Origin of the sequence: Roseivirga seohaensis subsp. aquiponti, assembly GCF_001267955.1 — a bacterium.
GTDB lineage: Bacteria > Bacteroidota > Bacteroidia > Cytophagales > Cyclobacteriaceae > Roseivirga > Roseivirga seohaensis.
In genome coordinates, this window is sequence record NZ_JSVA01000001.1 from 101,473 (window position 1) to 127,650 (window position 26,178).

General features: G+C 39.7%; 27 protein-coding genes. 14 read left to right on the forward strand and 13 right to left on the reverse strand.

Features of this window, described 5'->3' with window-relative positions:
• Nucleotides 1-9: 9 nt before the first annotated feature.
• Together OB69_RS18680 and OB69_RS00395 are read right to left on the reverse strand one after the other, a co-directional pair.
• A complete protein-coding gene (locus OB69_RS18680) occupies nt 10-1,314 on the reverse strand; it encodes a hypothetical protein (RefSeq protein ID WP_053221705.1) in 1,305 nt (434 codons plus the stop codon).
• Between the two features lie 99 nt (nt 1,315-1,413).
• Nucleotides 1,414-2,499, reverse strand: a complete 1,086-nt coding sequence (locus OB69_RS00395) for an amidohydrolase family protein (protein WP_053221706.1) — start codon at nt 2,497-2,499, stop codon at nt 1,414-1,416.
• Between the two features lie 181 nt (nt 2,500-2,680).
• Between OB69_RS00395 and OB69_RS00400 the strand changes: the two genes are divergently transcribed.
• Nucleotides 2,681-3,439 (forward strand): SDR family NAD(P)-dependent oxidoreductase, encoded by a 759-nt coding sequence (locus tag OB69_RS00400; protein WP_053221707.1) that lies wholly within the window; start codon nt 2,681-2,683, stop codon nt 3,437-3,439.
• On the opposite strand, the gene OB69_RS00405 is transcribed toward OB69_RS00400, so the two are convergent.
• From OB69_RS00405 to OB69_RS00415, 3 genes are read right to left on the reverse strand one after another with little or no spacing between them, the layout of a single operon-like run.
• Entirely contained in the window at nt 3,436-4,767 is a 1,332-nt protein-coding gene (locus OB69_RS00405; RefSeq protein WP_053221708.1) for a sensor histidine kinase, read from the reverse strand. The two genes, OB69_RS00400 and OB69_RS00405, sit on opposite strands and share 4 nt — an antisense overlap.
• Nucleotides 4,768-4,769: 2 nt before the next feature.
• Nucleotides 4,770-5,453 (reverse strand): response regulator transcription factor, encoded by a 684-nt coding sequence (locus OB69_RS00410; protein ID WP_053221709.1) that lies wholly within the window; start codon nt 5,451-5,453, stop codon nt 4,770-4,772.
• Nucleotides 5,450-6,826 carry a hypothetical protein gene (locus OB69_RS00415; protein WP_053221710.1) on the reverse strand — a complete coding sequence of 459 codons (1,377 nt, stop codon included), beginning with the start codon at nt 6,824-6,826 and terminating at the stop codon, nt 5,450-5,452. The genes OB69_RS00410 and OB69_RS00415 overlap by 4 nt, the downstream gene beginning before the upstream one ends.
• A gap of 79 nt (nt 6,827-6,905) precedes the next feature.
• Between OB69_RS00415 and OB69_RS00420 the strand changes: the two genes are divergently transcribed.
• Entirely contained in the window at nt 6,906-7,478 is a 573-nt protein-coding gene (locus OB69_RS00420; RefSeq protein ID WP_053221711.1) for a DNA-3-methyladenine glycosylase I, read from the forward strand.
• 3 nt (nt 7,479-7,481) lie between these two features.
• Here the strand turns inward: OB69_RS00420 and OB69_RS00425 are convergent, their stop codons facing one another.
• Nucleotides 7,482-7,949, reverse strand: a complete 468-nt coding sequence (locus OB69_RS00425; RefSeq protein ID WP_053221712.1) for a hypothetical protein — start codon at nt 7,947-7,949, stop codon at nt 7,482-7,484.
• A gap of 83 nt (nt 7,950-8,032) precedes the next feature.
• On the opposite strand from OB69_RS00425, the gene prfA reads away from it, so the two are divergent.
• Complete coding sequence (gene prfA / locus OB69_RS00430) at nt 8,033-9,106, forward strand: peptide chain release factor 1 (protein WP_053221713.1); 1,074 nt, start codon at nt 8,033-8,035, stop codon at nt 9,104-9,106.
• Here prfA and OB69_RS00435 read toward each other — a convergent pair whose 3' ends face one another.
• Complete coding sequence (locus tag OB69_RS00435) at nt 9,107-9,319, reverse strand: helix-turn-helix transcriptional regulator (RefSeq protein WP_053221714.1); 213 nt, start codon at nt 9,317-9,319, stop codon at nt 9,107-9,109.
• A gap of 188 nt (nt 9,320-9,507) precedes the next feature.
• Here OB69_RS00435 and OB69_RS18520 point away from each other — a divergent pair, with 188 nt between their 5' ends.
• Complete coding sequence (locus OB69_RS18520; protein ID WP_157608446.1) at nt 9,508-9,645, forward strand: hypothetical protein; 138 nt, start codon at nt 9,508-9,510, stop codon at nt 9,643-9,645.
• A gap of 67 nt (nt 9,646-9,712) precedes the next feature.
• Here OB69_RS18520 and OB69_RS00440 read toward each other — a convergent pair whose 3' ends face one another.
• The gene (locus tag OB69_RS00440; protein ID WP_053221715.1) at nt 9,713-11,137 is read right to left on the reverse strand and encodes a pyridoxal phosphate-dependent decarboxylase family protein; all 1,425 of its coding nucleotides are present in this window, start codon (nt 11,135-11,137) and stop codon (nt 9,713-9,715) included.
• A 116-nt stretch (nt 11,138-11,253) separates the two neighbouring features.
• Between OB69_RS00440 and OB69_RS00445 the strand changes: the two genes are divergently transcribed.
• From OB69_RS00445 to OB69_RS00465, 5 genes are all read left to right on the forward strand, one after another.
• A complete protein-coding gene (locus OB69_RS00445) occupies nt 11,254-11,481 on the forward strand; it encodes a hypothetical protein (RefSeq protein ID WP_053221716.1) in 228 nt (75 codons plus the stop codon).
• The gene (locus OB69_RS00450) at nt 11,472-11,768 is read left to right on the forward strand and encodes a type II toxin-antitoxin system RelE/ParE family toxin (RefSeq protein ID WP_053221717.1); all 297 of its coding nucleotides are present in this window, start codon (nt 11,472-11,474) and stop codon (nt 11,766-11,768) included. The genes OB69_RS00445 and OB69_RS00450 overlap by 10 nt, the downstream gene beginning before the upstream one ends.
• A gap of 125 nt (nt 11,769-11,893) precedes the next feature.
• Complete coding sequence (locus tag OB69_RS00455) at nt 11,894-12,487, forward strand: LemA family protein (protein ID WP_053221718.1); 594 nt, start codon at nt 11,894-11,896, stop codon at nt 12,485-12,487.
• Nucleotides 12,487-12,927, forward strand: coding sequence for a TPM domain-containing protein (locus OB69_RS00460; protein ID WP_053221719.1), 441 nt, complete (start codon nt 12,487-12,489; stop codon nt 12,925-12,927). The genes OB69_RS00455 and OB69_RS00460 overlap by 1 nt, the downstream gene beginning before the upstream one ends.
• Nucleotide 12,928: 1 nt before the next feature.
• Nucleotides 12,929-13,729, forward strand: coding sequence for a TPM domain-containing protein (locus tag OB69_RS00465; protein ID WP_053221720.1), 801 nt, complete (start codon nt 12,929-12,931; stop codon nt 13,727-13,729).
• Nucleotides 13,730-14,027: 298 nt separating this feature from the next.
• Here the strand turns inward: OB69_RS00465 and OB69_RS00470 are convergent, their stop codons facing one another.
• From OB69_RS00470 to OB69_RS00480, 3 genes are all read right to left on the reverse strand, one after another.
• Nucleotides 14,028-14,774, reverse strand: coding sequence for a LytR/AlgR family response regulator transcription factor (locus tag OB69_RS00470; RefSeq protein ID WP_053221721.1), 747 nt, complete (start codon nt 14,772-14,774; stop codon nt 14,028-14,030).
• A complete protein-coding gene (locus tag OB69_RS00475; protein ID WP_053221722.1) occupies nt 14,771-15,826 on the reverse strand; it encodes a sensor histidine kinase in 1,056 nt (351 codons plus the stop codon). The genes OB69_RS00470 and OB69_RS00475 overlap by 4 nt, the downstream gene beginning before the upstream one ends.
• A 118-nt stretch (nt 15,827-15,944) precedes the next feature.
• Nucleotides 15,945-16,643, reverse strand: coding sequence for a LiaF transmembrane domain-containing protein (locus OB69_RS00480; protein ID WP_053221723.1), 699 nt, complete (start codon nt 16,641-16,643; stop codon nt 15,945-15,947).
• A 301-nt stretch (nt 16,644-16,944) separates the two neighbouring features.
• Between OB69_RS00480 and fumC the strand changes: the two genes are divergently transcribed.
• The 5 genes from fumC (at nt 16,945) to OB69_RS00505 (ending at nt 23,149) form a co-directional block, all read left to right on the forward strand.
• Nucleotides 16,945-18,345, forward strand: a complete 1,401-nt coding sequence (gene fumC, locus OB69_RS00485) for a class II fumarate hydratase (RefSeq protein WP_053221724.1) — start codon at nt 16,945-16,947, stop codon at nt 18,343-18,345.
• A gap of 56 nt (nt 18,346-18,401) precedes the next feature.
• Entirely contained in the window at nt 18,402-19,064 is a 663-nt protein-coding gene (locus OB69_RS00490) for a hypothetical protein (protein WP_053221725.1), read from the forward strand.
• A gap of 92 nt (nt 19,065-19,156) precedes the next feature.
• On the forward strand, nt 19,157-20,857 hold the full coding sequence (recJ, locus tag OB69_RS00495) for a single-stranded-DNA-specific exonuclease RecJ (protein ID WP_053221726.1): 1,701 nt from the start codon (nt 19,157-19,159) through the stop codon (nt 20,855-20,857).
• Nucleotides 20,858-20,881: 24 nt separating this feature from the next.
• On the forward strand, nt 20,882-21,613 hold the full coding sequence (gene lptB / locus OB69_RS00500; RefSeq protein ID WP_053221727.1) for an LPS export ABC transporter ATP-binding protein: 732 nt from the start codon (nt 20,882-20,884) through the stop codon (nt 21,611-21,613).
• Nucleotides 21,614-23,149 (forward strand): GH3 auxin-responsive promoter family protein, encoded by a 1,536-nt coding sequence (locus OB69_RS00505; protein ID WP_053221728.1) that lies wholly within the window; start codon nt 21,614-21,616, stop codon nt 23,147-23,149.
• A 4-nt stretch (nt 23,150-23,153) separates the two neighbouring features.
• Here the strand turns inward: OB69_RS00505 and OB69_RS00510 are convergent, their stop codons facing one another.
• Complete coding sequence (locus tag OB69_RS00510; protein ID WP_053221729.1) at nt 23,154-23,756, reverse strand: thioredoxin family protein; 603 nt, start codon at nt 23,754-23,756, stop codon at nt 23,154-23,156.
• Between the two features lie 634 nt (nt 23,757-24,390).
• Nucleotides 24,391-26,166 carry a chloride channel protein gene (locus OB69_RS00515; protein ID WP_053221730.1) on the reverse strand — a complete coding sequence of 592 codons (1,776 nt, stop codon included), beginning with the start codon at nt 26,164-26,166 and terminating at the stop codon, nt 24,391-24,393.
• Between the last annotated feature and the right edge of the window lie 12 nt (nt 26,167-26,178).

Genomic DNA, 26,178 nt, shown 5'->3' on the forward strand with positions numbered 1-26,178 from the left:
GTGCTATACTCAATCAAAGATGATTTCGTCAATTTGCGACCAACGTATGTACGTTGGTTTGGCGTCTTTTGAAGTAAATATAAGCACTCCATCATTGTCTTCTGACACATCGCGACTTTCACCCAATAGAAGTTCCTTGCCATTTCTAAGAATGACCATTGAATAACTGTAGTTCTTAGGAATGACATTTTTGATATTTCGGAAGGGAATTTTGTAAACTACTCGGTCATCTTGTCCATCTAAAGTTTCATATTCCCAAGCCTCATCTAAGTCATAGGCAATGAGACCGCTTATTTTTTCACCATCTCTGTTAATTACAGTTCCTCTCAAACCTGTTGAGGATGGGAATTCACTATAAGACGGCCCTTGGTTGTTCGATTCAATAATTTCCAACTCTTCGAAATCACGCCAAGGAACCACGATTTGACCAATTTCCTTATCGTTGATTAAAACGCCAGAGTTTTCGCTATTCACATCGTTCGAGCCCGTCAAAAAGAATTCTCTTCCCGATTTTAGGGTAACATCTACCCCATTTCGGTTTTTTACAATTTTCGTAATCGACCTGAATGGAATGTTTTTATCACCATCACGGTCTTTACCATTCAGAATATCTTCTAAAAAACGCTCATTGTGAGTGTTTTTGCTCGTGCCTTGGTCCCACTGAATGGTTCCTTCAAAAGTACCTCTTCTGCCTGCTTTTACTTTTCCGTAAATGGCTTCACCAAAGAGCGATTTCGGTATTATACCACTTTCTAAAAACTCAACTTTTTCTATCCTTGCCCAATCTAGCTTTACAATACCTAATTCTTCATCGTAAACGCTAACGCTTGCGCCTACGTCTTCAAAACCATTGCCACTGACTTCTACAATTACCCCATTTTTTAACGCTACTTGCGCCCGGCTTCTGCCCGTAGGTTTAATGCTTTTGATGTCGCCAAAACGGGTATCGAATTGGTGATTGGTACGGCTGTATTTATCGTCCCAAATGCTCAACACACCAAGGTCAATACCGAGCCATGAACTTCCTCCTTCTTGATCTGAAATCTGTTGTATTTCTTTTTTTGAAAGGAATTTTAAAAAATCGCTTGAGGTTTTTTGTGCATTAAAAAGGTCGACCCAGTACACTTCATCACCTCCCCAGCGCAAAGCACCTTGGTATTTATCGCCATTAATGGTGGTTACTTTTCCGTACAGGTAAATGTTCTTTTCCTGCGATTTCGCTTCTGAAACAATAATCAACAAGCCTACCGCAATGCCAATGCACAGCATCAGCTTTCTCACCTTTTTCTCAATGTTATGTTGCAGACTACCCATGCAACAAACGTAATTTTAATTGTTGGTAGAAAAAACGTTTCTAGACTGTACTAGCATATTCAAACCCTGAATCGGGAAAAGCACCACTTCAAATAATTTCTATTTCGGAAAAGCAGAAGCGTCAATACCTGGCACCAAACGAATCGCATTCTTGTAATAGATCTTTTTTAGCACTTCATCTGAGAGCCCCAAACCGTACATTTTCCAATAGGCGTGGTACTTTTTGTAATAAGGAAAGTATTCATCGTTTGTTTCAAGCACCCTGAAATAGGTGGCGTATTCCTCAGGGTTGTAAGCATCTTTTCCAAACAGCACGCGGTCTTGGTATTTGGTGAGGAAGCTATTTGCCATGCGTGGCTGGCGACCTAACTCAGCAATTACCGCCCCAATTTCCACATTCATATTTGGCATTTCGTCCAAGAGTTTTCCCAAATGGGCTAAGTCGTTGCCATACCAGCCTAAGTGCGCGGCAATAAATTGGGTATTCTTATGCTTTTTGAAAACGTTGTGTTGTTCTTGAATTAGGGTTTCCCAAGGCACGGGATTATCATCTTCTCTTTTTCTATTCGGATGTGTTTTCAACTCCAACCATCTTTCATTTTCAGCATCAAAAGGTGCCCAAAACTGTTTTGGATCTGCTGTGTGGATCAGTACTGGAATACCTAATTCACCACATTTTGCCCAAATCGGGTCAAGCCTTGGGTCGTCCACCGCTACGCGATTACCGTCTATATCTTTTACGGAGAAACCTAAGCTTTTGAAAATTTTAAGCCCTCGTGCACCTTGGTTATAATCCCTTTCTAGTTGGGCTGCGGCCCTTTCTCCCCAGCCTTCTTCGCCTACATTAATAAAGTTTACATTGGCAAAAACAATAAAACGTTTGGGTTGATTGGCTTTTATATTTGCGGAGGCGTCTGCAATTGATTTGCCGCTACCACCACTTAGATTTACCATAAGCCCCATGTTGATTCCATCCATTTCCGCTGCAAGCGCATTTAAATCTTGTTGACCCATTCGTCTCTGATGACTATGGATATCGATAAAAGGAAATTTCGATCGGGTGATCGGGTGTTCAGGAACAACGAGTGTTGATGGCGGATTATATCCTTCAAAATCCATCGTTTGGGCGCTAATTGTGGTTCCAAAAAATAGACCGATGGAACAGGCAATCAATTTGATTTTCATGGCTTAAGATAGTTTTTAGCTTAATCGAAGTAGAATATTAAAGGTTTTGCGCTTCTGATCAAAATGAAAACAAGTGCTTAAGATAGATTGATTCAGCCTTTTCCAAACCACTAAATGATTTTGACGGTAAGAAAGAAGCCTAGTTTTTGAATTAATTTGAAAGGAATAAATAGATTGAATCATGGAGATTTCATTAAAAGGGAAAGTGATATTGGTCACGGGCGGTTCGAGGGGCATTGGCCGCGCTCTTTCCAAACAGCTTTCAGACGCTGGCGCTGCTGTGGCTGTTCACTATAATTCAAATGAAGAACAAGCACAATCCATTCTAAATGAGCTGAATCCAAGTTGTAGGCTTTTTCAAGCCGATCTTTCTAACACATCTGAAACAATAAACTTGTTTAAACAAGTAATAAAGGAAATGAATGGTTTGGATGTGTTGATTAACAATGCGGGAGTAGCCATTTCTTCTGATTTAGTGAAAGCAGATGATGACTGGTTAAACGACTGGCAGTTTACCATGAACGTGAACCTTCAGGCTACTGGACTTTTGTGTAAAAAAAGCATCGAACACTTCTTAGAGAATGGCGGAGGAAGAATTATCAATATTTCATCACGTGCGGCTTTTCGTGGAGATACTGCTGATTACTTGGCCTATGCGGCTTCGAAAGGAGGAGTGGTAGCGCTTACGCGTTCCATTGCTCGGTCTTACGGTAAAAATGAAATCAAAGCATTTACCATTGCGCCTGGTTTTGTAAGAACCGACATGGCGCAAGATTTTATGGATCAATATGGCGAAGGGTTTGCCCTGAACGATATTGCATTGAATCAATTGACTGAGCCGAAGGATTTAGCACCTCTAGTAACGCTTATGGCCAGCGGGTTAATGGATCATGCTACAGGCTGCACCATTGATGTGAATGCCGCCAGTTATGTGCATTAACTATGGAATATTATTTCAATAGTAAAATTTGTTTTACTTTTTAAAAGTAAAAACTGGTAGTTGTGCTTTTCTATGACCTGCTTTGCAATTTGTAAACCAAGCCCCATTCCTTTCTGTAGCGAATCGATATTTTCGGCAATTCCGTTTTGAATCTGAAGAGAAATCGTTCCGCTTTGTTCCGAGATTTCAACCGAAACAGCTTGCTTACTTTCTCCATATTTTCGGATGTTATCGAAGAGGTTGACGAGCACACCTTCTAGCTTTTCCCTGTCCGCATTGATAGAGAGTTTTTCAGGATTTGCATTGATGGAAAGCTTGATGTCGAATTTTTTTGTGCCTAAAGCTGGTCGCATTCTTTCCAGCATATCATAAATCAAATCGTCTAATCTGAAATTGGATTTGCGCAACACTAGCGTTTCAGATTTGAGCTGACTCATCAGCAGGAAATCCTGCACAATGTTTTTTAGTCTAATCACTTCTTCGCGTAAGCTATTGAGCGTATCCTGACTTAGTTCTTTTTCAGACGAGCCCATTCTGTACTCCAATTCCGACTGCATATTGGCCAAAGGGGTTCGCAGTTCATGGGCGGCCATGGCGAAAAACTGATTCTGGCTACGAATGGAAGTTTCAATCCTTGAAATCATTTCGTTCATCGTGGCCGAAAGCTGAGTGATTTCATCATTCGCAGAAGAAACGGGTAAACGATCCATTTGAGGCGAGGCCTTTACACTTTGGGCCGTGGCAATTAATTTTTGCAGCGGCTTTAAAGTAAAATGAGCAATTAATATGGCAGCGATAAATGCAATCAGCGCAGCACCCAAGTTGGCAAAAATCAACCTGGACTTTAAGGCAGAAATTTCATCATAGACAACTTGATTGTTCTTGGCCAGCACCAAACTGATTTGCGCACCGGTGCTTTCATCCAAAGGCCTTCGGGCAATGCAATAAGTAAACGAATCGATCTTGATGAATTCCATCAAGGAAGTTTGCCCCTCCAAAGTTGGTTGTTCAATTTCAACAAAAACAGAAGAGAATATTTCGGGGAAATCGGGCCGCTCATACACCATTTGGCTTTCGAACATGTTGCGAAACCACAGTTGAATGGGCTGGTCTTCTTGTGTAACGGGAATTTGCGTCAGCTCATCATCTACTCCGTTTAAAATGCTCAAGGCTTCAACTTTTCCACTATTCTGAAAAGCATTGATGAGGCTGTTTCGGATGGATTGAAAAAGGGAATAGTTAAAGGCGAGCGAAATGCCAAAAAAGACAACGAAGAAGGCCGCAGCAATCTTAAATCGAATACTTTTAAAAAACTGAATCTGCGGCAAGCTTAACTTTTTATGAGTTCACCTTGAATTTTATAGCCGTAACCTACTTGGGTTTCTATCAGCTTGGGTTCAAAATCAAAGTCTATTTTTTTTCTGAGCTGATGCATGTGCACCTCCACCACATTGCTTCCACGGTCGAAATTGATGTTCCAGATTTTCTGGGTAATTTCTGATTTGGAAAGCACGCGATTGGTGTTGCTCAACAGCAGTTCTAAGATAGAGAACTCTCGCTTACTTAACTCGATTAATTGATCGGCTCGGGTTACTTCGCGCTTAATCAAATCTACTTTAAGGTCTTTTACCTGAAGAATTGAAGCCCGTGTTGAGCCGAATTTTCTTTGCACATTTCTTACTCTGGCCTTCAATTCTTCAAAATCGAAGGGTTTTTTAACGTAATCAATCGCACCTAAATCCAACCCTTTGATTACGTGTTCACTTTCATTTAAAGCACTCATAAAAATGATGGGCGTATGTATGGAAAACTCACGCATGTTTTTCAACACCTCAAAACCATTTTGACCAGGCAGCATAATGTCTAAAAGTATCAAGTCGAAATCGTTGGTGGCTGCCGTTTCTAAGGCTTCGCTGCCATTAATTTCATGCGCAACAGAATAGCCTTCTTCCTCTAAGCCTTTTACTAAAAAATTACCCAGCTTGACTTCGTCTTCTATTAAGAGAATTTTCATAGGGAGCGAGTAAGGTTTACTTGGTCTTTAAAAGTTGTTCCGTCTACAGTGATTTTTGAAGGGATAAAAATACTGTAGCCCAATTTATTAATTTCTCCCTCAAACCCTTTTCTTTTCCAACCTTCGATTTTAATCGTTTTGCCCTCTTTAATTAGGTTTGAAATAGAAGAAGCGATTCGGGTACTAATCTTAATGTAAGACTTGTCATCTAAAACCACGCCTCTTAATACATCATCTTTATTTACTCGTTCTAAGTCAATGCCGGTTACCACTCCGCTTACTTCTTCAGACTCCGTTTCGTAATTTTCTTTTGCTTGGGCAAAACCGTATAAACGGAGGGTGTCCTTATTTGTGCATAAGGCATATAGAAAATTATAGTGTTCACTACGGAAATAGCCATTGTTTGTGCGGTTACGATAGAAAAGTGTAAGCTCTTCGTTTTTGTGCTTCTGAATGAAAGAATCAATTGCTTTTGCATCGTTTTCACTAAACCTATAAGTAACCTTCTCGCTGTCCGATTGCGTCTTCAAATAAGAAATTAGTCCAAACTCATTTGGAATAAGCTCATTTGCAATGCCTGTTTTATGATCTAAGAACATAGAAATTTGTCCGAAAGAAGGCATTATAGAACTTCCATACTTTGTGCCAATGATCATTCCATGAGCCATTTCTAGGGTGTTCTTAGTTTTTACTACAGAACCAGCAATATAGTTTTTAACAGGGCGAACATAGCTTACAAAGTTTGATTCAATATGATCGTCATTGTTTGATATAGACTTTTTGGCTAGCAAGCTATCTCCGTTTTCCAAAAACAGTAAATATTCACGTCCTTTGATTTTTGTGCTACTTAATACTTTAGCCGCTATCACTGTTTCAAAAGTTTGACTATTTCTTAAACCTCTTTTATTTGCTTCAATACTCTTTCGTTCGATTAAAAAAACTTCTTTTTTCGTTCTGACTTCTAGTAAAGAACCTATTCCTGAAATCTTTTTACTCAGTTCTTTTTCTGCTTTTCTTGTAGAAGTGGTTTTATAGGGAGCTTTTTCTAAAAACTCTTGGTCTCCACTTACTTTAATTTCAACAGTTTCCTTTAAAGCAATAAGAGGTTTCATCATTGCCCCATTTTCAGCCGGGAAGGTTAGACTTAATAAGTCTCCATTTTCTTTTTGGAAAACGGCACCAATTAAATAGCTTTCTATAGTCCTATCACCATAAATGGACTTGATAAACTTTCCACGGTAGGTTACCTCTATATGCTTAGACTTATCATTAAAGCGTTTTGCATAATCAAGCATTTTAGAAGGAATTTCTTGACCCACTACTGGAATAGAAAGTAGTAAAGCGAATAACAAAAAAGTAAAACGATTTTTCATAACCTTAAATTTCTTCGAACCTAAAATACTCGTATTAAAACTAGCTTAAATTCAGATTAATATTCCTTAATTTCATAGTATGAAAAAACGCTGCGCTTGGTGCGAAAACACCTTTGAAGAATACGAAGGATACCACGATGAGGAATGGGGCGTGCCTGTGCATGACGATAAAACGCATTTCGAATTTTTGATTTTAGAAGGCGCACAAGCAGGTTTAAGTTGGTCGACCGTTTTGAAGAAAAGAGAAGGCTATCGTCAGCTATTTGCCGATTTTAATGTGGAGGCCGTTGCGGAATTTACTCCAGCCGAAGTAGAAATTATACTTCAAAACCCCGCCATTATTCGAAACCGACTAAAGGTGGCTGGAACGGTGATTAATGCCCAGAAATTTATAGCAGTGCAAAAAGAGTTCGGTTCTTTCGACAAATACGTATGGTCTTTTGTAGGCGGAAAGCCCATTGTGAATGCTTGGGAAAGCATGAAGCAAGTGCCTGCCACTACCCCTGAATCAGATGCACTGAGCAAAGATTTGAAAAAGCGAGGGTTTAAATTTGTTGGCAGTACAATAATGTATGCTTATATGCAAGCCTGCGGCTTAGTAATGGACCATACCACAGACTGTTTTAGATACCAGACACTAAGCGGAAAATAGCCTTTATTGGGAAACGCTCAAAACAATCGTTTTACGCGGAATTTTTATGTACCACATTCCCACTTCTTTGCCTTCTGCTACCATAGCAGATGAATACAATACAAATTGGGTGTCTTCCATGAATTGAACGTTTGCAGGCGATTTAGTGTCGTTTTTACTATTGTATTGGTAAGCTTCATAAATGGCTTTCCCTTTTCCCTCTAAGCTATTTTCTTCGTTGAAAGCAAAACCATTTACTTCAATATCTGCTGATTCGACTGCTGTCCAGACTACTTTTTCTTCTTCAAGATTTACCTTGAGTTTAGCGGAAATACTATCGCCTATTTCCTTGGCTTTTTCAATGATTTGCACATCCGACACCACCTGAATTTCCTGGCTTTTCATGTCTTGAAGCGCCTTTTTTGTATCTACCTTTTGGTTAGAACAATTGAAAGCCAAAAGAGCGAGAATTACGATGCTTAGCTTTTTCATGAAATAAAATATTTACTCAGTTGGGTGTAAAATTAACAGCCTTGTCAATTGTTTGTTAATTTTGTGGATTAATTCGCATAAATATGATTGACAAGCTAGAGACACTTAAAGCACGATTCGAAGAAGTAGGTCAGCTCCTTGTACAGCCTGATGCCATGACAGACATGAAGCATTACTCTAAACTGAACAAGGAATACAAAGACTTAGAGAAGATTGTGACGGTCTATGATGAATATATCAATGTGAATGAAAATATTGAGTCATCCAAAGAACTTCTGAAAACTGAAAAAGATGAAGAGTTTCGTGAGATGGCCAAAATGGAAATCAGTGAACTGTCTGAGCGAAAAGAGGAAATAGAAGAAGAGCTAAAGGTAATGCTTATTCCTAAAGACCCTGATGATTCTAAGGATGTAATCATGGAAATTAGAGCAGGTGCTGGTGGTGATGAAGCTGCAATTTTTGCTGGTGATTTATACAGAATGTATGACAGGTACATTGAAAGCAAAGGCTGGAAGAAGGAACTCATCAATGTAAACGAGGCGGCTTCTGGTGGTTTTAAAGAAATCACTTTTGGCGTTTCAGGCGAAGATGTTTACGGAGCTTTAAAATTTGAATCGGGCGTTCACCGTGTGCAACGTGTTCCTGTAACCGAGTCTCAAGGGCGAGTACATACTTCAGCTGCTTCAGTAGCAGTTTTACCCGAAGTGGAAGATGTGGATGTTCACCTCGATATGAAAGATGTTCGGAAAGACACCTATCGTTCGTCAGGCGCGGGTGGTCAGCACGTAAACAAAACAGAATCCGCTGTTCGACTGACGCACATACCTACGGGTATTGTGGTAGAATGCCAAGATGGGCGTTCCCAACATAAAAACTTCGATAAGGCATTGAGTGTTCTTCGCTCGCGTATGTACGAAATTGAGTTGAAAAAGCAGGAAGACGAACAGGCAGGAAAACGAAAATCTTTAGTAGGCAGTGCCGATAGGTCCGATAAAATTAGAACTTATAATTATCCTCAGGGCCGCGTTACAGATCACAGAATTGGTTATTCTCAACACAATTTACCTACCGTGATGGATGGCGAAATTAGCGAGTTTGTAGAGCGTTTAAGAATGGCCGAAGCCTCTGAAAAAATGGCACAAGACAGTATGGTTTAATTACTTAGCTTGGTAATCCATCGGTTCTAGCTCAAACAATCGGTTTACTGTAGTATTGAAAATCTCAGAAATTTTAAGGGCCAGAGTGGTAGATGGCGTGTATTTACCGCGCTCAATTGCATTGATGCTTTGTCGCGATACTCCTGCAAGGCTGGCCAGTTGTTCCTGAGTTATCTTTTTTCGCTTGCGCTCTTCGCGGAGTGTGTTTTTCATTTTGATTCCAATTCTTACGTAAAACTAGAACGATCAGCCCTTTGAACGGCCTTTTAATTAGTTAAGTTTATATTACATTTTTGTTCCTTAAACGAACAGAATGTTACAAGGCTGTTAAAAATTCGTGAACAGTTTCTTAACATTGGCATTTTGATTTATCTTTGCCCCCCATAATAAAAGAAGAAACCATGTTATTCGACCCACCAATTGCTTCTGGAGCTAATACCTTTATTTGGATTGTTGTAATTCTTGTTGGCTTTGTAGCTGCTTTAAGTCAGCACGATGCCCTTTTTAAAGGAAAGAAGAAAAAAGAAGGAGAGCACTAAGTCTATTTCTCCCCCTTTCTTTATTTCATAGGTCAACTAAAAATTGGCCTTTAATCATTCCTTCTGGTTAGTATTCACTGGCCAAAACCCCTTTTGCTTTTTCTTGAATTAAAGCCCAAGCGTTTTCTACATGTTTGGCTTCTAGGTTTGTATTTCCAAAGGCCAGCCGTAACGAAAACTTATTGTTCAATTTGGTTTGGGCAAAAAAGAGCTTTCCAGTAGCATTTACCCTGTTCATTATTTCTTCATTCAAACTATCCAGTTTGTCCTCGCTAATATTTGGAGCAAACCTAAAACAAATTGTGTTTAGTGGAACTGGTGCTAAAAGCTCAAAATCAGGGTGCTTTTCAATTTCGGTTTTCAGCCACTGACCAAGTGCAATATGCTTTCTGATTTTGGCTTGAATACCCTCAACACCCATTTCACGAATTACGAACCAGAGCTTAAGTGCTCGGAACCTTCTACCCAAAGGCACGCCCCAATCTCGGTAATTCTTCACCTCATCATCTACCGAAGTTTTTAAGTAATCGGGCGAAATGGCAAAAGTATTGATTAAAGCACGAGGGTCTTTTACATAATAAGCCGTGCAGTCAAAATTGGTGAACATCCATTTATGTGGGTTGAAAACAAAGGAATCTGCAAGCTCAACGCCTTCTGCCATCCATCGCATTTCTGGCAATACCAAAGCAGTGCCCGCATAAGCTGCGTCTACATGGTGCCAAATATCATATTTCTGGCAAATCTTGCTAATGGCCATAATTGGGTCGATGGCCGTTGTGCTGGTAGTCCCTATGGCTGAAACTACACAAAGTGGCTTTCTTCCTTCAGCTATGTCTTCCTTGATCAATGCTTCTAAATGGGCTGGGTCTAGGGCAAAAGCGTGATCTACATTTACCTTACGAAGGTTATTGGAACCTATGCCTGCAATTTTGACCGCCTTATCAATGGAAGAATGGATTTGGTTTGAAGCGTACACTATGTATTTTTCTGCTCCAGAGAAACCTTCTTCATTCACTTTATAACCCGAAGCTTTTTCTCGCGCAGTAAGAATGGCACAAAGCGTAGCGGTAGAAGCGGTATCTTGAATTACACCCGTAAAATGCTTTGGCAAGGCCAGCATTTCTTTCATCCATTCCATCATTTGCTCCTCCAACTCGGCTGCGGCAGGCGAGGTAAGCCAAATCATGCATTGTGCACCTAAAGTAGCAGTGAGCATTTCACCCAAAATGGAAGGCATACTTTTATTGCCAGGGAAGTAAGCCATAAAATTGGGGCTTTCCCAGTGGGTCATTCCTGGCACAATTTGTTGCTTGAAATCGGCAAAAATGGCCTCAAATTGCTCCGACTGCTCAGGCGGTAGTTTCGGGAACTGCTTTTTTATATCACCCGGCTTTACATCGGGTAAAACAGGATATTCTTCTACGTTTTGTAGGTAATCGGCCATCCAGTCCACAAGGCTGTGGGCGTGTTTTCTAAAAGAATCGTTATCCATTATTTTGTTGCTTTCTACTCAATATTGAATGTGACCAAAGATAACTGAAGATACTTAATGGAATTGGCTTCAAACTTTCGATTTACTATTTTCCATAGAATTCGTTACTTTCATGTATGGATATTCAGGCGGAAAAATTAAGGTTGATTGAATGGCTGGCTAGTTTGAGGGATTCGAATACTATTTCTGAGTTAGTGGCTTTTAAAAAATCTAAAGAAATAGATTGGTGGGATGAAATTAGTGAGGATGAAAAGTCTGAAATAAACGAAGGTTTGGCGCAGGCTGACAAAGGAGAGCTAATACCACATGATAAGGTAATGTCTAAATACGACAAATGGCGTTAGAGATAGTTTGGACAAAGCGCGCAATTGCTGGCTTCGATAATACCATTAAATATTTAGAGAAGAACTTTACTGATAAGGAAGTAAAACGCTTTGTTAAACAATCCACAGAATTTTTTGAGTTGCTTAAACTCTATCCAGAAATGCTTGAAAAAACGGAAAAGCAAGAAAACGTTTATCGAGGCCCAATTAATAAATACACCATACTCACTTACAGGCTAGTTAAGAAAACGAATCAAATACAACTTATCAATATTCGTTCGGCAAGAAGAAAACCATTGAAAGGATAATCTTTAACTATTACAGCGATCACAACTCTGTTTTCAATACGTTTATCCGCCATATTGTCCGAAAACAAAGTTAGCATATATCTTGCAGGCCTAAGAACGTACTTTAATCTAAAGCACTAAAAATTATGAAAACGAAATGGATTGTTTTAATCGTGGTTGCCCTTGTGGTCATTATCGGTTACTCTACTTTTAAAGGATCTTATAACGGAATGGTTCAACGCGAGGAAAGCATCAGTGGTGCTTGGGCGCAAGTTGAAAACCAATACCAAAGAAGATCTGACCTTATCCCCAACTTGGTAAACACAGTAAAAGGCTATGCCGATTTTGAGCAAGAGACTTTAACAGGTGTTATTGAAGCGAGGGCCAAAGCTACTTCGGTGAGCATCAACCCAGAAAACTTAAGCCCGGATGCCATTGCCCAATTTGAGCAAGCACAACAAGGCGTGAGTTCAGCTTTGAGCAGACTTTTGGTAACAGTAGAGCGCTACCCTGATTTAAAAGCGAGCACTCAGTTTAGTCAGCTTCAAGTTCAATTAGAAGGAACAGAAAATAGAATTGCTGTAGAAAGAAGAAATTTCAACACAGCGGTTCAAGGATACAATACTTTCATCAAAACCTTCCCTAAAAACATCATTGCGGGTATGTTTGGTTTTGAGAAGAAGGGATACTTTGAGTCAAAGCCAGGGTCTGATGTAGCACCAGAAGTAACTTTTGACTAATGGCCGAGGATTTATTCAGTAGCGACCAGAAAAAGAGAATCAAAGCGGCAATTCAGGAAGCTGAATTGAACACCAGCGGAGAGGTTCGAGTACATTTAGAAAACCATTGCAAAACGGAAAATGTACTCGATAGGGCCTCCCAAATGTTTTCTAAGTTGCAAATGCATAAAACGGATGCTAGAAATGGCGTATTGATTTACATGGCGGTGAAAGATCACCGCTTTGCCATTATTGGCGATGCCGGCATTAATCAAAAAGTGGGGGATGATTTTTGGGATACCACCAAGGATAAAATGTTGGCCCATTTCAAAAACGGGAATCTTACTACAGGTTTGGTGGAAGGAATCCTATGTGCGGGAGAAAAGCTAAAAGAGCATTTCCCCTATCAAAAGGACGACAAAAACGAACTGTCAGACGACATCTCATTCGGAAAAAACTAATATGCGATACTTACTTACCATAGCCTTAATCTTCAGTCAAGCACTTGCTTTTGCGCAGGGAATTCCAGAAAAGCCTAGCCAAAAGCGATTAGTGAATGACTTTACGGGCACAACCTTATCAACTGCTGAAGCGAATGCGCTTGAGCAAAAACTCTTGAATTACGAGGATACTACTTCAACCCAAGTGTCAATTCTTATTGTAGAGTCACTGGGTGGATACGAGGTGGTGGATTTTGCTCAGCAAACAGCGCAAAAATGGGGTGTTGGCCAAGCGAATAAAGATAATGGGATCTTTATAGTTGTATCCATTAATGATAGAAAGGCGGCTATTGTTTCTGGCTATGGTATGGAAGGTTCTATTACCGATGCCGCAACTTACACCATTCGTGAAGATTATATGACTCCACGTTTTAGAGAAGGTAACTTCTATAAAGGCTTAGACGATGCCACAACGGTGATCTTTAAACTGGCCTCTGGCGAATATACTTCTGATGATGTAGCGAGCGGAAGAACTGGAGATGGCGGTGGTGGTTTTCCATTCTTCACGCTGTTTATTCTTTTCTTCTTTATCATTCCGGCTTTGGTGGGAAAAAGAAGAGGTAATAGTCATGGTTCGCGAGGTATTCCATGGTGGGCTTGGCTTATGATGGGCAGCGGAGGTGGAAATCATAACGACAAATGGGACAATTTTCGTGGAGGCGGAGGCTCATTTGGTGGAGGCTCTGGCTTCGGTGGTGGAGGCGGCTTTGGCGGTTTCGGTGGCGGAAGCTTCGGAGGTGGCGGTTCTGGCGGAAGCTGGTAAACCTAATTCAATTAAAAAGATATTTGAACCCCTTTCAAGAAATTGGAAGGGGTTTTTTGTTTGGAGAGGAGGATAATTTTGATCACATTCCAACCCTCCTCTGCTCCTTCGCTGAAGCTTCGGGCGCAAGAGAAAGGAGGGACTGCTATGATAGTTAACAAAAAAGGTGGAGCACAAAAGTATCAACGGAATCTGATGTAATTATCCCCCGCTGGCGGGGGCAGGGGGTGGACTTTCTTGTCCTAAAATAGGTTGAAAAGCTTAAAACGGCACGTCTACACCTCAACACTTCAACACTTCAATACCTCAACACCTCTTTCAACTTACTGTGCCCGCTGCGGCTTACGGGCAATTGAGCACCTGTTTTTAGGCTGAGTAAATACGAGTCCTTTTCGTAGAGTTCTAACTTTTCTATGTGTTTAATGGAAACGATGTGAGAACGATGCACACGAATAAAATCGTCAGAAGGAAGGTTGTCTTCCAGGTGCTTCATACGCATCAATTTCAAAAATTTTCCTTGGTCTGAATGAATGGCCACGTAATCATCCTGCGCCTCAAAATGCGCAATTTGGTCTAAGCCAAGGATATGGATTTTGTTTCCCGTTTTCACCACCAACCGATCAATGCCTTCCGAAAGCTCTTCGCGTTTTTCTGTTAAGGTCTCAATTTCTTTTTGGGTAGAAGTTTTGGTTTGAATTTTATCAATTGCTTTTTGCACCGCTCCTTTAAAGCGCTCTTCAGCATAAGGTTTTAGCAAATAATCTGTGGCGTTCAGTTCAAAAGCTTTGATAGCATACTGATCGAAAGCGGTGCTGAAGATCACCACTGGAGGGTTTTCAATTAACTCTAGCATTTCAAAACCCGTGATTTTGGGCATTTGAATGTCCAGAAAAAGCAAATCTGGTTCGTGTTCCTGAATAGCCTTTAAACCCTGAAAACCATCACCGCATTCTGCAATCACTTCCACTTGAGCAAAGTTTTGCAAATAGGCCTTGATAATATCGCGGGCTAATTTTTCATCGTCAACTATTATGGCTTTGATCATTTTTCGCTGGGTTGGGGAATGTCTAAACGGACGGTAAATAGATTTTCGTTGGTTTCGGTAAACACCAATTTCGGTACACCATAGATGACGCGCAAACGTTCACGCACATTTTTAAGTCCAATGCCCTTTCCTTTTTTGCTCACGGCTTTTGGGTCGAACTCGTTGGTCATGGAAAGGCGAAGAATACCATTTTCGGTTTTTGCTGTTACCCGAATGGTCACATCTTCTAAGCTTTCGTAAATGCCATGTTTAACCGCATTTTCAATTAAGGGCTGAAGAATAAGGTTGGGTAAAGTGAGGCTTAAAGCGTCAATTTCAATTTGAGTTTCTACTTGAAGTCGATCGCCAAAACGGACTTTCTCTATTTCTAGGTAGAGCATCAGGTTGGCCATTTCTTCTTCCAAAGTATTCAGCTGATGATTTTCTTTACCTAAGGAATAGCGAAGAAAATCAGAAAGCTTTACCACCATTTCGCGTGCTTGGTTTGGAGCCGTTATGGTAAGCGATGCAATGGAGTTAAGGCTATTAAATATAAAGTGAGGATTGATCTGTGACTTCAGCATTTCTAATTCTGATTCTTTCAGCATGGTTTCAAGCTGTGCTTGCTGTTGGCCTCTATCCCTTAAATCATCATAATATTTTATAAGGTGATAGACCAAAATAAGCACCGCGTAGTAGAGCAAACCTAAACCCGACCGCCAAACAATAGAGCTATTCAGATAAACCAACGATTCCTCAGTTTGTGGTAATATGTTTTTTAAAACTGTTATTGTAATAAAAACCCCAGCGGCTACAGAAAGTGCTGCCGCGGCCAAATGACTTACAATAAGGTTGAGAATTTGGGACGAATCGAAGGAGTTATAACGTACTACAAACCAAAAGGCGAGGCCTAAACAATAGAAAGCACCGTTAAAAATGAAGCTATCAATGTTTGCCTCTTTTGTACTGAAATCGTAAAAATACCTTAGCGCCAGCCCAAATAGAATGGCAATGAATAACCACGCTGCGGTATAAAAAATAATGCCTTTGTTCTTTATAAAAGGGTGATTCATAGAAATCTAAACGAAACGAAAATTAGCGATTTCTTTTAAGGCTTTGGTAAAAAATAAAAAGAGTATTGAATCAAGAGCGACCAACTCTAACTCAATACTCTAGATTTAAGCTACCGTTTTACCTTACTTCGCCTCCACCAAAAAGCACTAATCCTTTTACTACTAGTTCTTTTCCGTTGTTGGCTTCATTTTCAGTGATTACCTTTCTTTCGTCTGAAAAGCCACCAAAAATTGCAGTTACCTGTACTTTCACATTCATGTCGGACGGAACTCTAATTTCAGTTCCGCCAAACAAAACAAATACATCCAAAATATTCGTGCCGCTGGCAAGTTCTGCGTTTAGAAGGTTCAGTTCGGTTCCACCAAAAATGGTAGTCAACTTTCCTCCTCTAAACTGTTTCGAGGTAACTTTTCTTTCTGCTCCACAAAAAATCGCGATTTCATCTACGCCATCTATTTCTGACTCAGTATTTTTTTTTTCACTAGAACCGTCTTTATCTATCCCTCTTCTGAAAAGAAGTGATCCACCGATAATGATGAAGATAACAGGCCAGAATTCGAAGATGTCTCTAAAGTCAAGATAGTATACATCTCTTATTAAGAAGGCGGCTCCTATGGCTACCAACGTTAAACCCAAACCTACTTTTTCTCTTACTGTGGCAATTAAAATACCGATAAGAATTAGAATTGAATACCATTCGGTAAAGTACCAAGGAAGACGAATGTTAAGGACACCAATGTTATCTAAAGTCCAAAGAGACCCGATGACAAGAAATAGCGCTCCGACTATATACCTTTTACTAGCTGACTGTGACATAATTTTTTAGTTAAATGCAGGCAGAAAAAGTTCTGCCTGCTGTGGTTGTTGTTTTGAGTAATTGTTGTTGTTTAATTGACCAGTGTTTTTTGACCTTTGGGCTTGAAACACATTCAAATGTACGTGGCTTTAGCCTGTCTTTGTTGGCTCAATTCGGTGAACGAACGCCTGAACTCGGTAAACGCACAATGTTTTCGACCATCTTATTCAGCAGTTTTAAATAATCGGTGAATAACATCTCCGAATTACTTTCTAACTAGTGCTTCATTGCCTAATTTTGAATTGAATAAAATCTCATCACATGGAATATAGAATAGAAAAGGATACCATGGGGGACGTTAAAGTTCCTGCAGACAAGTATTGGGGAGCCCAAACTGAGCGCTCTAGAAACAACTTTAAAATTGGTCCAGAGGCCAGTATGCCACTTGAGGTAGTATATGGTTTTGCATATCTTAAAAAAGCCGCAGCCCATACCAATCACGCTTTAGGAGTTTTGTCGGTAGAAAAGCGCGACCTTATTTCAAAAGTGTGTGATGAAATTTTAGAAGGAAAACACGATGACCAATTTCCGTTGGTAATTTGGCAAACAGGCTCAGGAACGCAGTCAAATATGAATGTGAACGAAGTAGTAGCCAATAGAGCGCATGTAATTGCTGGGCATAAATTAGGCGAAGGCAAAACAGAAGTTCACCCAAATGACGATGTGAATAAATCACAGTCGTCTAATGATACCTACCCAACAGGTATGCACATAGCGGCCTACAAGATGATTGTAGAAACGACTATTCCGGGAGTGGAAATGTTAAGAGATACGCTTCAGGCAAAATCAAAAGAGTTTATGAAGGTGGTAAAAATTGGCCGTACCCATTTAATGGACGCTACACCACTTACTTTAGGACAAGAATTTTCGGGCTACGTTTCTCAATTGAATCATGGCTTGAAAGCCTTAAAAAATACTTTAGAACACCTTTCTGAATTGGCTTTGGGGGGTACTGCGGTAGGAACAGGAATTAATACTCCAGAAGGTTATTCTGAACTGGTAGCTCAGAAAATAGCTGAGTTTACTGGCCACCCTTTCGTTACTGCTGAAAATAAGTTTGAAGCACTTGCAGCTCACGATGCCTTGGTAGAAACCCACGGAGCTTTGAAGCAAATGGCTGTTTCTTTGAATAAAATTGCCAACGATATTAGAATGTTAGCCTCTGGACCTCGTTCAGGAATTGGTGAAATCATTATACCATCAAACGAACCAGGCTCTTCGATTATGCCGGGTAAAGTAAATCCAACACAGTGCGAGGCCATGACCATGGTTTGTGCTCAGGTAATGGGTAATGATGTGGCTGTTTCTGTTGGCGGTGCACAAGGGCATTATGAACTGAATGTGTTCAAACCAATGATGGCATACAATGTATTACAGTCGGCACGTTTAATTGGTGATGCTTGCGTTTCTTTCACAGAGAATTGCGCAGTTGGAATTGAACCAAACTATAACAGTATTCAACAACATTTGAATAATTCGCTAATGTTGGTTACGGCCTTAAATACCAAAATTGGTTATGAAAAAGCCGCTAAAATTGCGAAAACCGCGCATGAAAATGGAACTACCTTAAAGCAAGAAGCCGTTAATTTAGGATACCTAACAGCCGAAGAATTTGACGAATGGGTAAGGCCAGAAGATATGATCGGAAGTTTGAAAAGCTGACATTAAAGTTATAATTTGTCATTTAATGGGTTTCACTCAAATAAATCAAAGATAAGATGAAAACTTCTAAAGTATTTTTCACGCTTTTGCTGGGCATGTTTATTGCCACAGCCGCTATTGGTCAAGAAATGACCAAGGCAGAAAAAAAGGCTTTCAAACAAGAAATGAAGATTTGGAAGAAGAAGAAAAAAGCCATGTCTCCAGAAGACTTTAAGGCGCTTTCGGAGGAACATCTTAAACTAAAGGCAGCTAATGCTGGAGCTTTGAGTGATATTCAAACGCTTGAAACACAGCTGAGTGCTAAGGATGGTCAGATTGGTGATTTGCAAAAACAAGTAACTAGAATGCAAGCCGCCTATCAAGCTTCCCAAAAAGAAGTAGAGAACTTGAAGGCTCAAAATGACAAACGTCCTGCTTATAACCCCGACATCATCAATGGCGAAGATTTCAGCATTGGTGTTGTATTCAAGGTACAAGTAGGTGCTTTTAGAAAAGTAGACTTAAAAAAATACGCAGATACTTCTAAAGATTTTGCAGAAGAAGGAGCAGATGATTTACGCAAATATGTAATTGGCAACTTTAGGAATTACGAGGACGCCAATGTTCTAAAAAGATACCTAAGAGAAATGGGTGTTGAAGATGCTTGGATTGTACCTTACAGAGATGGCAAAAGAGTACCGCTTAAAGAGGTGCTTCCTACTGCAGAAAAAACGAAGTAAACATTTCATACATAAGAAATTAGCAGTGCTTTATTTATTGAAGCACTGCTTTTTTATATCCTTTTTAGGTTCAATATTTACTATTTTTATACATGGAAAAGAGGTGGCTATTTAATAATGAAGCAGATGCAGAGTTGGTACAGTCCCTTCAGGAAAACCTTGGCCTATCAGAAAATCTAGCTTTTTTATTTGCTCAAAAGGGAATCAAAAATTATGAAGAGGCCAAAGCTTATTTTAGGCCTCAGTTAGATCAATTGCACGACCCTTTTCTGATGAAAGACATGGATCGTGCTGTAGATCGGTTGTCTTCGGCACTCGAGAATGGTGAGAAAATACTCGTTTATGGCGATTACGATGTAGACGGAACCACTTCTGTGGCCACGTTTTACGGTTTTCTTTCCGAGACACACGATACACTTGAGTTTTATATTCCAGATAGATACAAAGAAGGCTACGGTGTTTCTAAAACCGGAATTGAATATGCCATTGAAAACGGCTTTACACTTATTGTTACACTAGATTGTGGCATTAAAGCCCACGACAGGGTTGCCCAAGCCCAAGCAGGAGGAATTGATGTAATTATTTGTGACCACCATACCCCAGGCGATGAACTTCCAGCGGCTTACGCTGTATTAGACCCTAAGCGATCAGATTGCGAATATCCTTATAAAGAACTTTCGGGCTGTGGTGTGGGCTTTAAGCTGTTGCAGGCTTATTGCCAAAAGAAAGAAATTTCGCAAGAGGGCCTTTTTCAGTACCTCGATTTGCTGGCAGTGAGTATTGCTTCTGATATTGTTCCGATTACTGGGGAAAACAGGGTGCTCACCTATTTCGGCCTCAAAAAACTAAACCAAGACCCCAGGCCAGGATTGAAGGCCTTGGTAGATCTCTGTAAGAATAAAAATGATTTTACGGTTTCGAGTATCGTTTTTGGTATTGGCCCAAGAATAAATGCCGCTGGCCGAATGGACCACGCAAGAGCTTCGGTAAAACTACTTTTAGCCAAAACTGAAGAAGATGCAGATGCGAAAGCATCGCTTATCAACGATAAGAATGATGCGCGCAGAGATTTCGATAACTCAATTACCGAAGAGGCCTTGCAAATGATTCAGTCGGATGAGGTGCTACTCAATGCAAAATCAACCGTGTTATATAAAGAAGATTGGCATAAGGGAGTAATAGGTATTGTGGCTTCTCGCTGTATCGAAAAACATTATCGTCCAACAGTTATTTTGACAGAATCCAACGGAAAAGTAACTGGCTCGGCTCGTTCAGTAATGGGTTTTGATGTATACAATGCCATAACCGAATGTGCCGATTTACTCAATCAATATGGTGGACATATGTATGCGGCTGGTGTCACTATGGAAATTGAAAATGTGGAGGCCTTTCAAGAAAGATTTGAGTCGGTAGTGGCCAGTACAATTACCGAAGAACAGCTTGTTCCAGCCATCAAAATTGATTTGGTCATTTTTTTAGACGACATCAACTTTAAGTTTTATGAAACTATTAGGCAGATGGGACCATTTGGGCCGCAAAACATGCAACCCGTTTTTGTTTCTGAAAACGTTCATGCTGAAAATGTAAAAGTGTTGAAAGAACAACACCTTAAGTTTACAGTAAAACAAGAGGGAACTAACGCTTCAATTGACGCCATAGGTTTTGGCTTGGGCGAATATTTCGATTTGGTAAAATCTGGCATGAAATTTCACATGGCCTATACCATTGAAGAGAACGATTTTAGAGGACATAAGAGTCTTCAACTCTTCATTAAGGATATTAAGTTTGAATGATTATTCTATTTTTGCCATTCCATCATGAAGTTAAGAGCCGACAATCTCGTCAAGACATATAAAAAAAGAAAAGTAGTTAACGATGTTTCCGTGCAAGTAGAGCAAGGAGAAATCGTTGGTTTGCTTGGACCAAATGGAGCAGGAAAAACCACTACATTCTATATGATTGTGGGCTTGATTAAGCCTAATGAAGGAAATATCTATCTTGAAGATGAAGATATCACTCCTCTGCCTATGTTTAAAAGGGCCAAATTAGGTATCGGATATCTGGCCCAGGAACCCAGTGTTTTCAGAAAACTTACGGTAGAAGAAAATATTATGGCAGTACTTGAAATGACAAAGCTGCCTAAGAAACTTCAGAAGGAAAAAATGGAATCTCTTTTAGAAGAATTTAGCCTTACCCATGTAAGAAAAAACAAAGGGCAGGTGCTTTCTGGAGGAGAAAGAAGACGAACAGAAATAGCAAGAGCCTTATCTGTAGACCCAAAGTTTGTATTGCTTGACGAACCCTTTGCTGGAGTAGATCCCATTGCTGTAGAAGAAATTCAGTCTATAGTTTTTAAGTTGAAGCAGAGAAACATAGGCATTCTGATTACAGATCACAACGTAAACGAAACCCTATCCATTACCGACCGAGCCTACCTTATGTTTGAAGGTAAACTTTTAAAGGCCGGTACGGCAGAAGAACTAGCAGCAGATGAGCAAGTGAGAAAGGTGTATCTAGGCAAAAATTTTGAACTTAAGCGGAAAGTATAAGTGGCAATCATTAATTCAATACTAACATGGGTAATGAAAAAGCGGATGTACCAAATCGGCCTTTTCATGAAATACCCATTGGAGGTTCAAGATGAGTTATTTAAAAAACTGATTACCACAGCTCGAAATACAGAATTTGGCCGTACTCATGGCTTCGCAGATATTCAAAATCAAGAGCAGTTTAGAAAGAACGTTCCCGTCTTCTCTTATGAAGAAATTAACCCCTATATAGAAAGGAACATGATGGGTGAGCAAAATTTGCTTTGGCCATCAGATATAAAGTGGTTTGCTAAATCATCAGGTACCACCAATGCTAGGAGTAAATTCATCCCTGTTTCTTATGAGGCTTTAGAAGAATGCCACTTTAAAGGAGGCAAGGATATGCTTTCTATTTACTGCAATAACAACCCCGAAACTCGGATGTTTGATGGCAAAGGGCTGACGATTGGCGGAAGCCAACAGGTAAACCAATTCGATACCAGCCAAGAATCGTTTTATGGAGATGTTTCTGCGGTAATCATGTCAAATCTTCCTTACTGGACTAGGTTTGTCCGTACTCCTGCTTTAGATATTGCTCTAATGGATGAATGGGAAGCGAAGATCGAATTGATGGCAAAAACCACCATGGACGAGAACGTGACCAGTATTTCGGGTGTGCCTACTTGGACAATTATTCTGCTTCAGAAAATAATGGAGCTGAAAGGAACAGATAATGTTCTTGATGTTTGGCCAAACTTGGAAGTGTTTTTTCATGGAGCTGTGGCTTTTGGCCCTTACAAAAACATCTTTCAGAAAATGATTCCTTCAAACCAAATGCACTATATGGAAACATATAATGCATCGGAAGGCTTTTTTGGAATTCAAGACCAAATTGGCTCTGATGAGATGTTACTCATGCTTGATTATGGCATTTTTTATGAGTTTATACCCTTTGCTGAAATCCATAGCGATTCGCCCAAAGTAATAGGCTTAGAAGAGGTAGAGGTAGGCGAAAATTATGCTTTACTGATTTCTACCAACGCTGGTTTATGGAGGTATAAAATTGGAGACACGGTTCAGTTTACCTCTATTTCACCTTATAGAATTAGAATTTCAGGTAGAACAAAGCATTATATCAATGCATTTGGAGAAGAGCTGGTTGTGGAAAACGCAGAAAGAGGAATTGCCACTGCTGCCGAAAAAACGAGTGCTTTAATAAACAACTTTACTGCAGCTCCTAAATACTTTAGCCAGGATGAAAAGGCTGCTCACGAATGGGTGGTCGAGTTTGAAAAAGAGCCCTCTAGTCTAGAGGATTTCACAAGGTTTTTGGATGAAAAGCTTCGCGAAATCAATTCAGATTATGACGCCAAGCGTTATAAAGACATGGCATTGACCAGCCCTATAGTTCATAAAGCAGAGGTGGGCACTTTTTATAAGTGGATGAAGAGTAGGGGTAAGCTGGGCGGCCAAAATAAAGTTCCTCGACTTTCTAATACAAGAGAGTATCTCGATGATATTTTGAAGATACTAGAAAGACACTCTACACAGGTTTAGCCTTTTATTTTATAGTACAGCCAATCGCTTTCGTGCTATTGGTCTCTATGCTTTGTCCATTTAAAAGGGCGTCTACAGCGCTCTCTACATAACGTTTAGTGGCCGCTTCTGGATTGCGACTGTTGTTATCAATGGCACCAATATAGCCAACTCTAAAGCCAGAGGCTTCCTTATTCAACACAAATACTTGAGGGGTGTTAGTAGCTCCATAAGCGGCTGTGGTTTCTTGGCTGTCGGTGTCTATTAAATAGGCAAATGGAAATTCCTTATCGTTAGCTCTTTCTTTCATTTTAGAATAAGAGTCTCCTACAGAAACTTTTGGGTTGTTGGGCTGAATTGCAATTACAGGATAGCCCAAAGCTGAATATTTGTTGTGTAAAGCGATGATTCTATCTTCATACATTTCAGAATAAGGACAAGTATTGCAGGTAAAAACAATGATGTAGCCTTTTACATTTTTATTGGTGTTGAGTGAAACGATTTTGCCATCTACGTTTTTAAGATTAAAATCTGGAGCGATATCTCCTATTTTAACACCTTGTGGAGTTTGGCTCGAGCCTCCAACTATTAAAAGGAATGAGATTAATAATGCTTTACTGTAAATCATAATACTTGATCTTGATTAGCAATTCTGTTTTCAACCGTTGAAGCTCGTCATTATACTTCTTTGATTCAACATATTTTATAAACTGTTGTTCGTAAAACTTTGATTTAACTTAACCCAATGGTATTTCGAACCGGAAACTGAAAATATAAATTTTCCAATATATGCTCTAAGCACCTTGATGGCTTTGATTTCCTTTTTTTTGGATACCACCTACAAAAAAATAATGTGCTCATATGGGCATAATATTGGGTTAACATTGTGGTTGAAATAGTCTAATCTATTTGTGTTTTGGTTGGAGTCAACTCTTACCCACAAAAATACAATTGAAGGTGATGTAGGAATGCGCATTTCTGGTTCAGAAATAGACTTTCAAAAACGGACTATTGGTAATCCATTTAGACAAAACAAAGATTGAAGAAAATCAAATAATCTTTTCCACAAAATGAAAAAGTTGTCCACACTTTTTGTGTGCTTTTTCTCAAGTATCTGATTATAAGGCGTATATAATAAACAAGTGTAATTTGATTTTTGTTGATAAGTATTTAAAAAACGAGCCTGTCGCATTCTGAAGCGAGGTATTCACAATTTCAGCGGAAAAAAATATCCGAAAATCAGTTAGTTATTTTCAGAGCAATCATTCTTTATTTTGACGCTTGAGTTTAGTTCGGTACGCATTGAAAATACGCGACTTTGACACAATTCCAACGTATTTATTATCCTTAATTACTGGAAGGTTCCATGCGCCTGTCTTTTCAAACTTAGTCATTACTTCCTCCATTTTATCACTCAGAAAAACTGTTTCAGGGGGTTTGTGCATTAAGGTCGCAACAATTACACTTTTTTGAGAAGCAGGGTCAAACATAATTTCTCGAATGTCGTCTAAGGTAATTATTCCTTGAAGCTCGTTGTTATTGTTTACTACGGGGAAAATATTCCTTTTCGATTTTCTAACTAGTGTTACTAAATCACCCAAAGTTTTGTCTTGGTGAATAGTGAGTAAATCGTGTTCAATGAGTTTTTCAATTTTAATTAGACTTAACACCTGTCGGTCTTTGTCATTAGTAATAAGGTCTCCGGCTTTAATTAAGCGGCCTGTATAAAAAGAGTACTGTTCGAAATAACGAGAGGTACTTAGACCAATGGCTGATACTAGCATTAGAGGCAAAAACAAGGTATATCCGCTTGTAATTTCAGCAATAAGAAATATGGCAGTAAGAGGAGCATGCAATACCCCACTCATTACCCCGCACATGCCTACCAAGGTAAAATTGCTAATCGAAAGGGTTTTGCCTATACCTAAAAAGTTAATGGTTTGAGAGTAGATGTAGCCCGTAATCGCTCCAATAAAAAGCGAAGGAGCAAAAATTCCACCACTGCCTCCAGCCCCTAAAGTGAGTCCAGTGGCTATTGGTTTGATGAGTAAAATTCCTAATGAGAAAAGAATGAGAAAAATTGTGCTGTCTTCATTCTTTAGAAAAAAGCTTTCTTTTAAAAGAGCCTCGGGGTTTCCATTTAGAATGGTGGTAATTGAATCATAACCTTCTCCATAAATCGGATGAAAAACGAAAATGATTATACCCAGGGCCAATCCCCCAAAAATGGCTCGGCCTGTTTTATTTTTAATTCTAACAGCTACCGATTCTGTAAACTGGGTTAACCGAGTAAAGTAAACGGAAACCAAGCCACATAAAGCCCCTAAAACCAAGAAGTATGGAAAATCTGAGGCTAAAAAAGGGTCTGTAAGGTCGAATGAGAATAGTACATCTGAACCTAAAGTGAGCATAGACACCAGAGAGCCTATTACCGATGCAATTAATAATGGGATAAAGGCTGCAATAGTAACATCCGTTAAAATAACTTCGATACTAAAAATAACGCCAGCTACTGGGGAGTTGAAAATCCCAGAAATTGCAGCCGCAGCCCCACAACCAATCATCAGAGTACGCTGCTTATAGCTAAGGTGCATTAGCTGCCCTATATTCGAACCAATGGCAGAGCCTGTAACCACAATTGGCGCCTCTAAACCAACCGAACCGCCAAAGCCTACGGTAATGGCAGAAGTAATCATACTACTATAGGTTTTTATTCGGCTTATAATGCTCGACTTTTTGGAGATTGTGTAAAGAATACTCGTAATGCCATGGCCCAATTTTTCCTTTAGTAATTTATCGGCTACAATTGATGTAATTACTATTCCAATAAGAGGGTAAATTAAAAAGAGGTAATGAGCAACATCTTCCTTAAAATCACTGAGGGTGTGTTGAATATAATGAACGGTACTTTTTAGAATTACAGCTGCAATTCCTCCTGCAACCCCTATTACTCCGCTAAGAATCATAAGAAAATTACGCGTACTAACGTGGCGTATTCTCCAGACTAAAAACTTTGAAAGGGTCTTGTTGAATTTCATAAGTACTTCAAT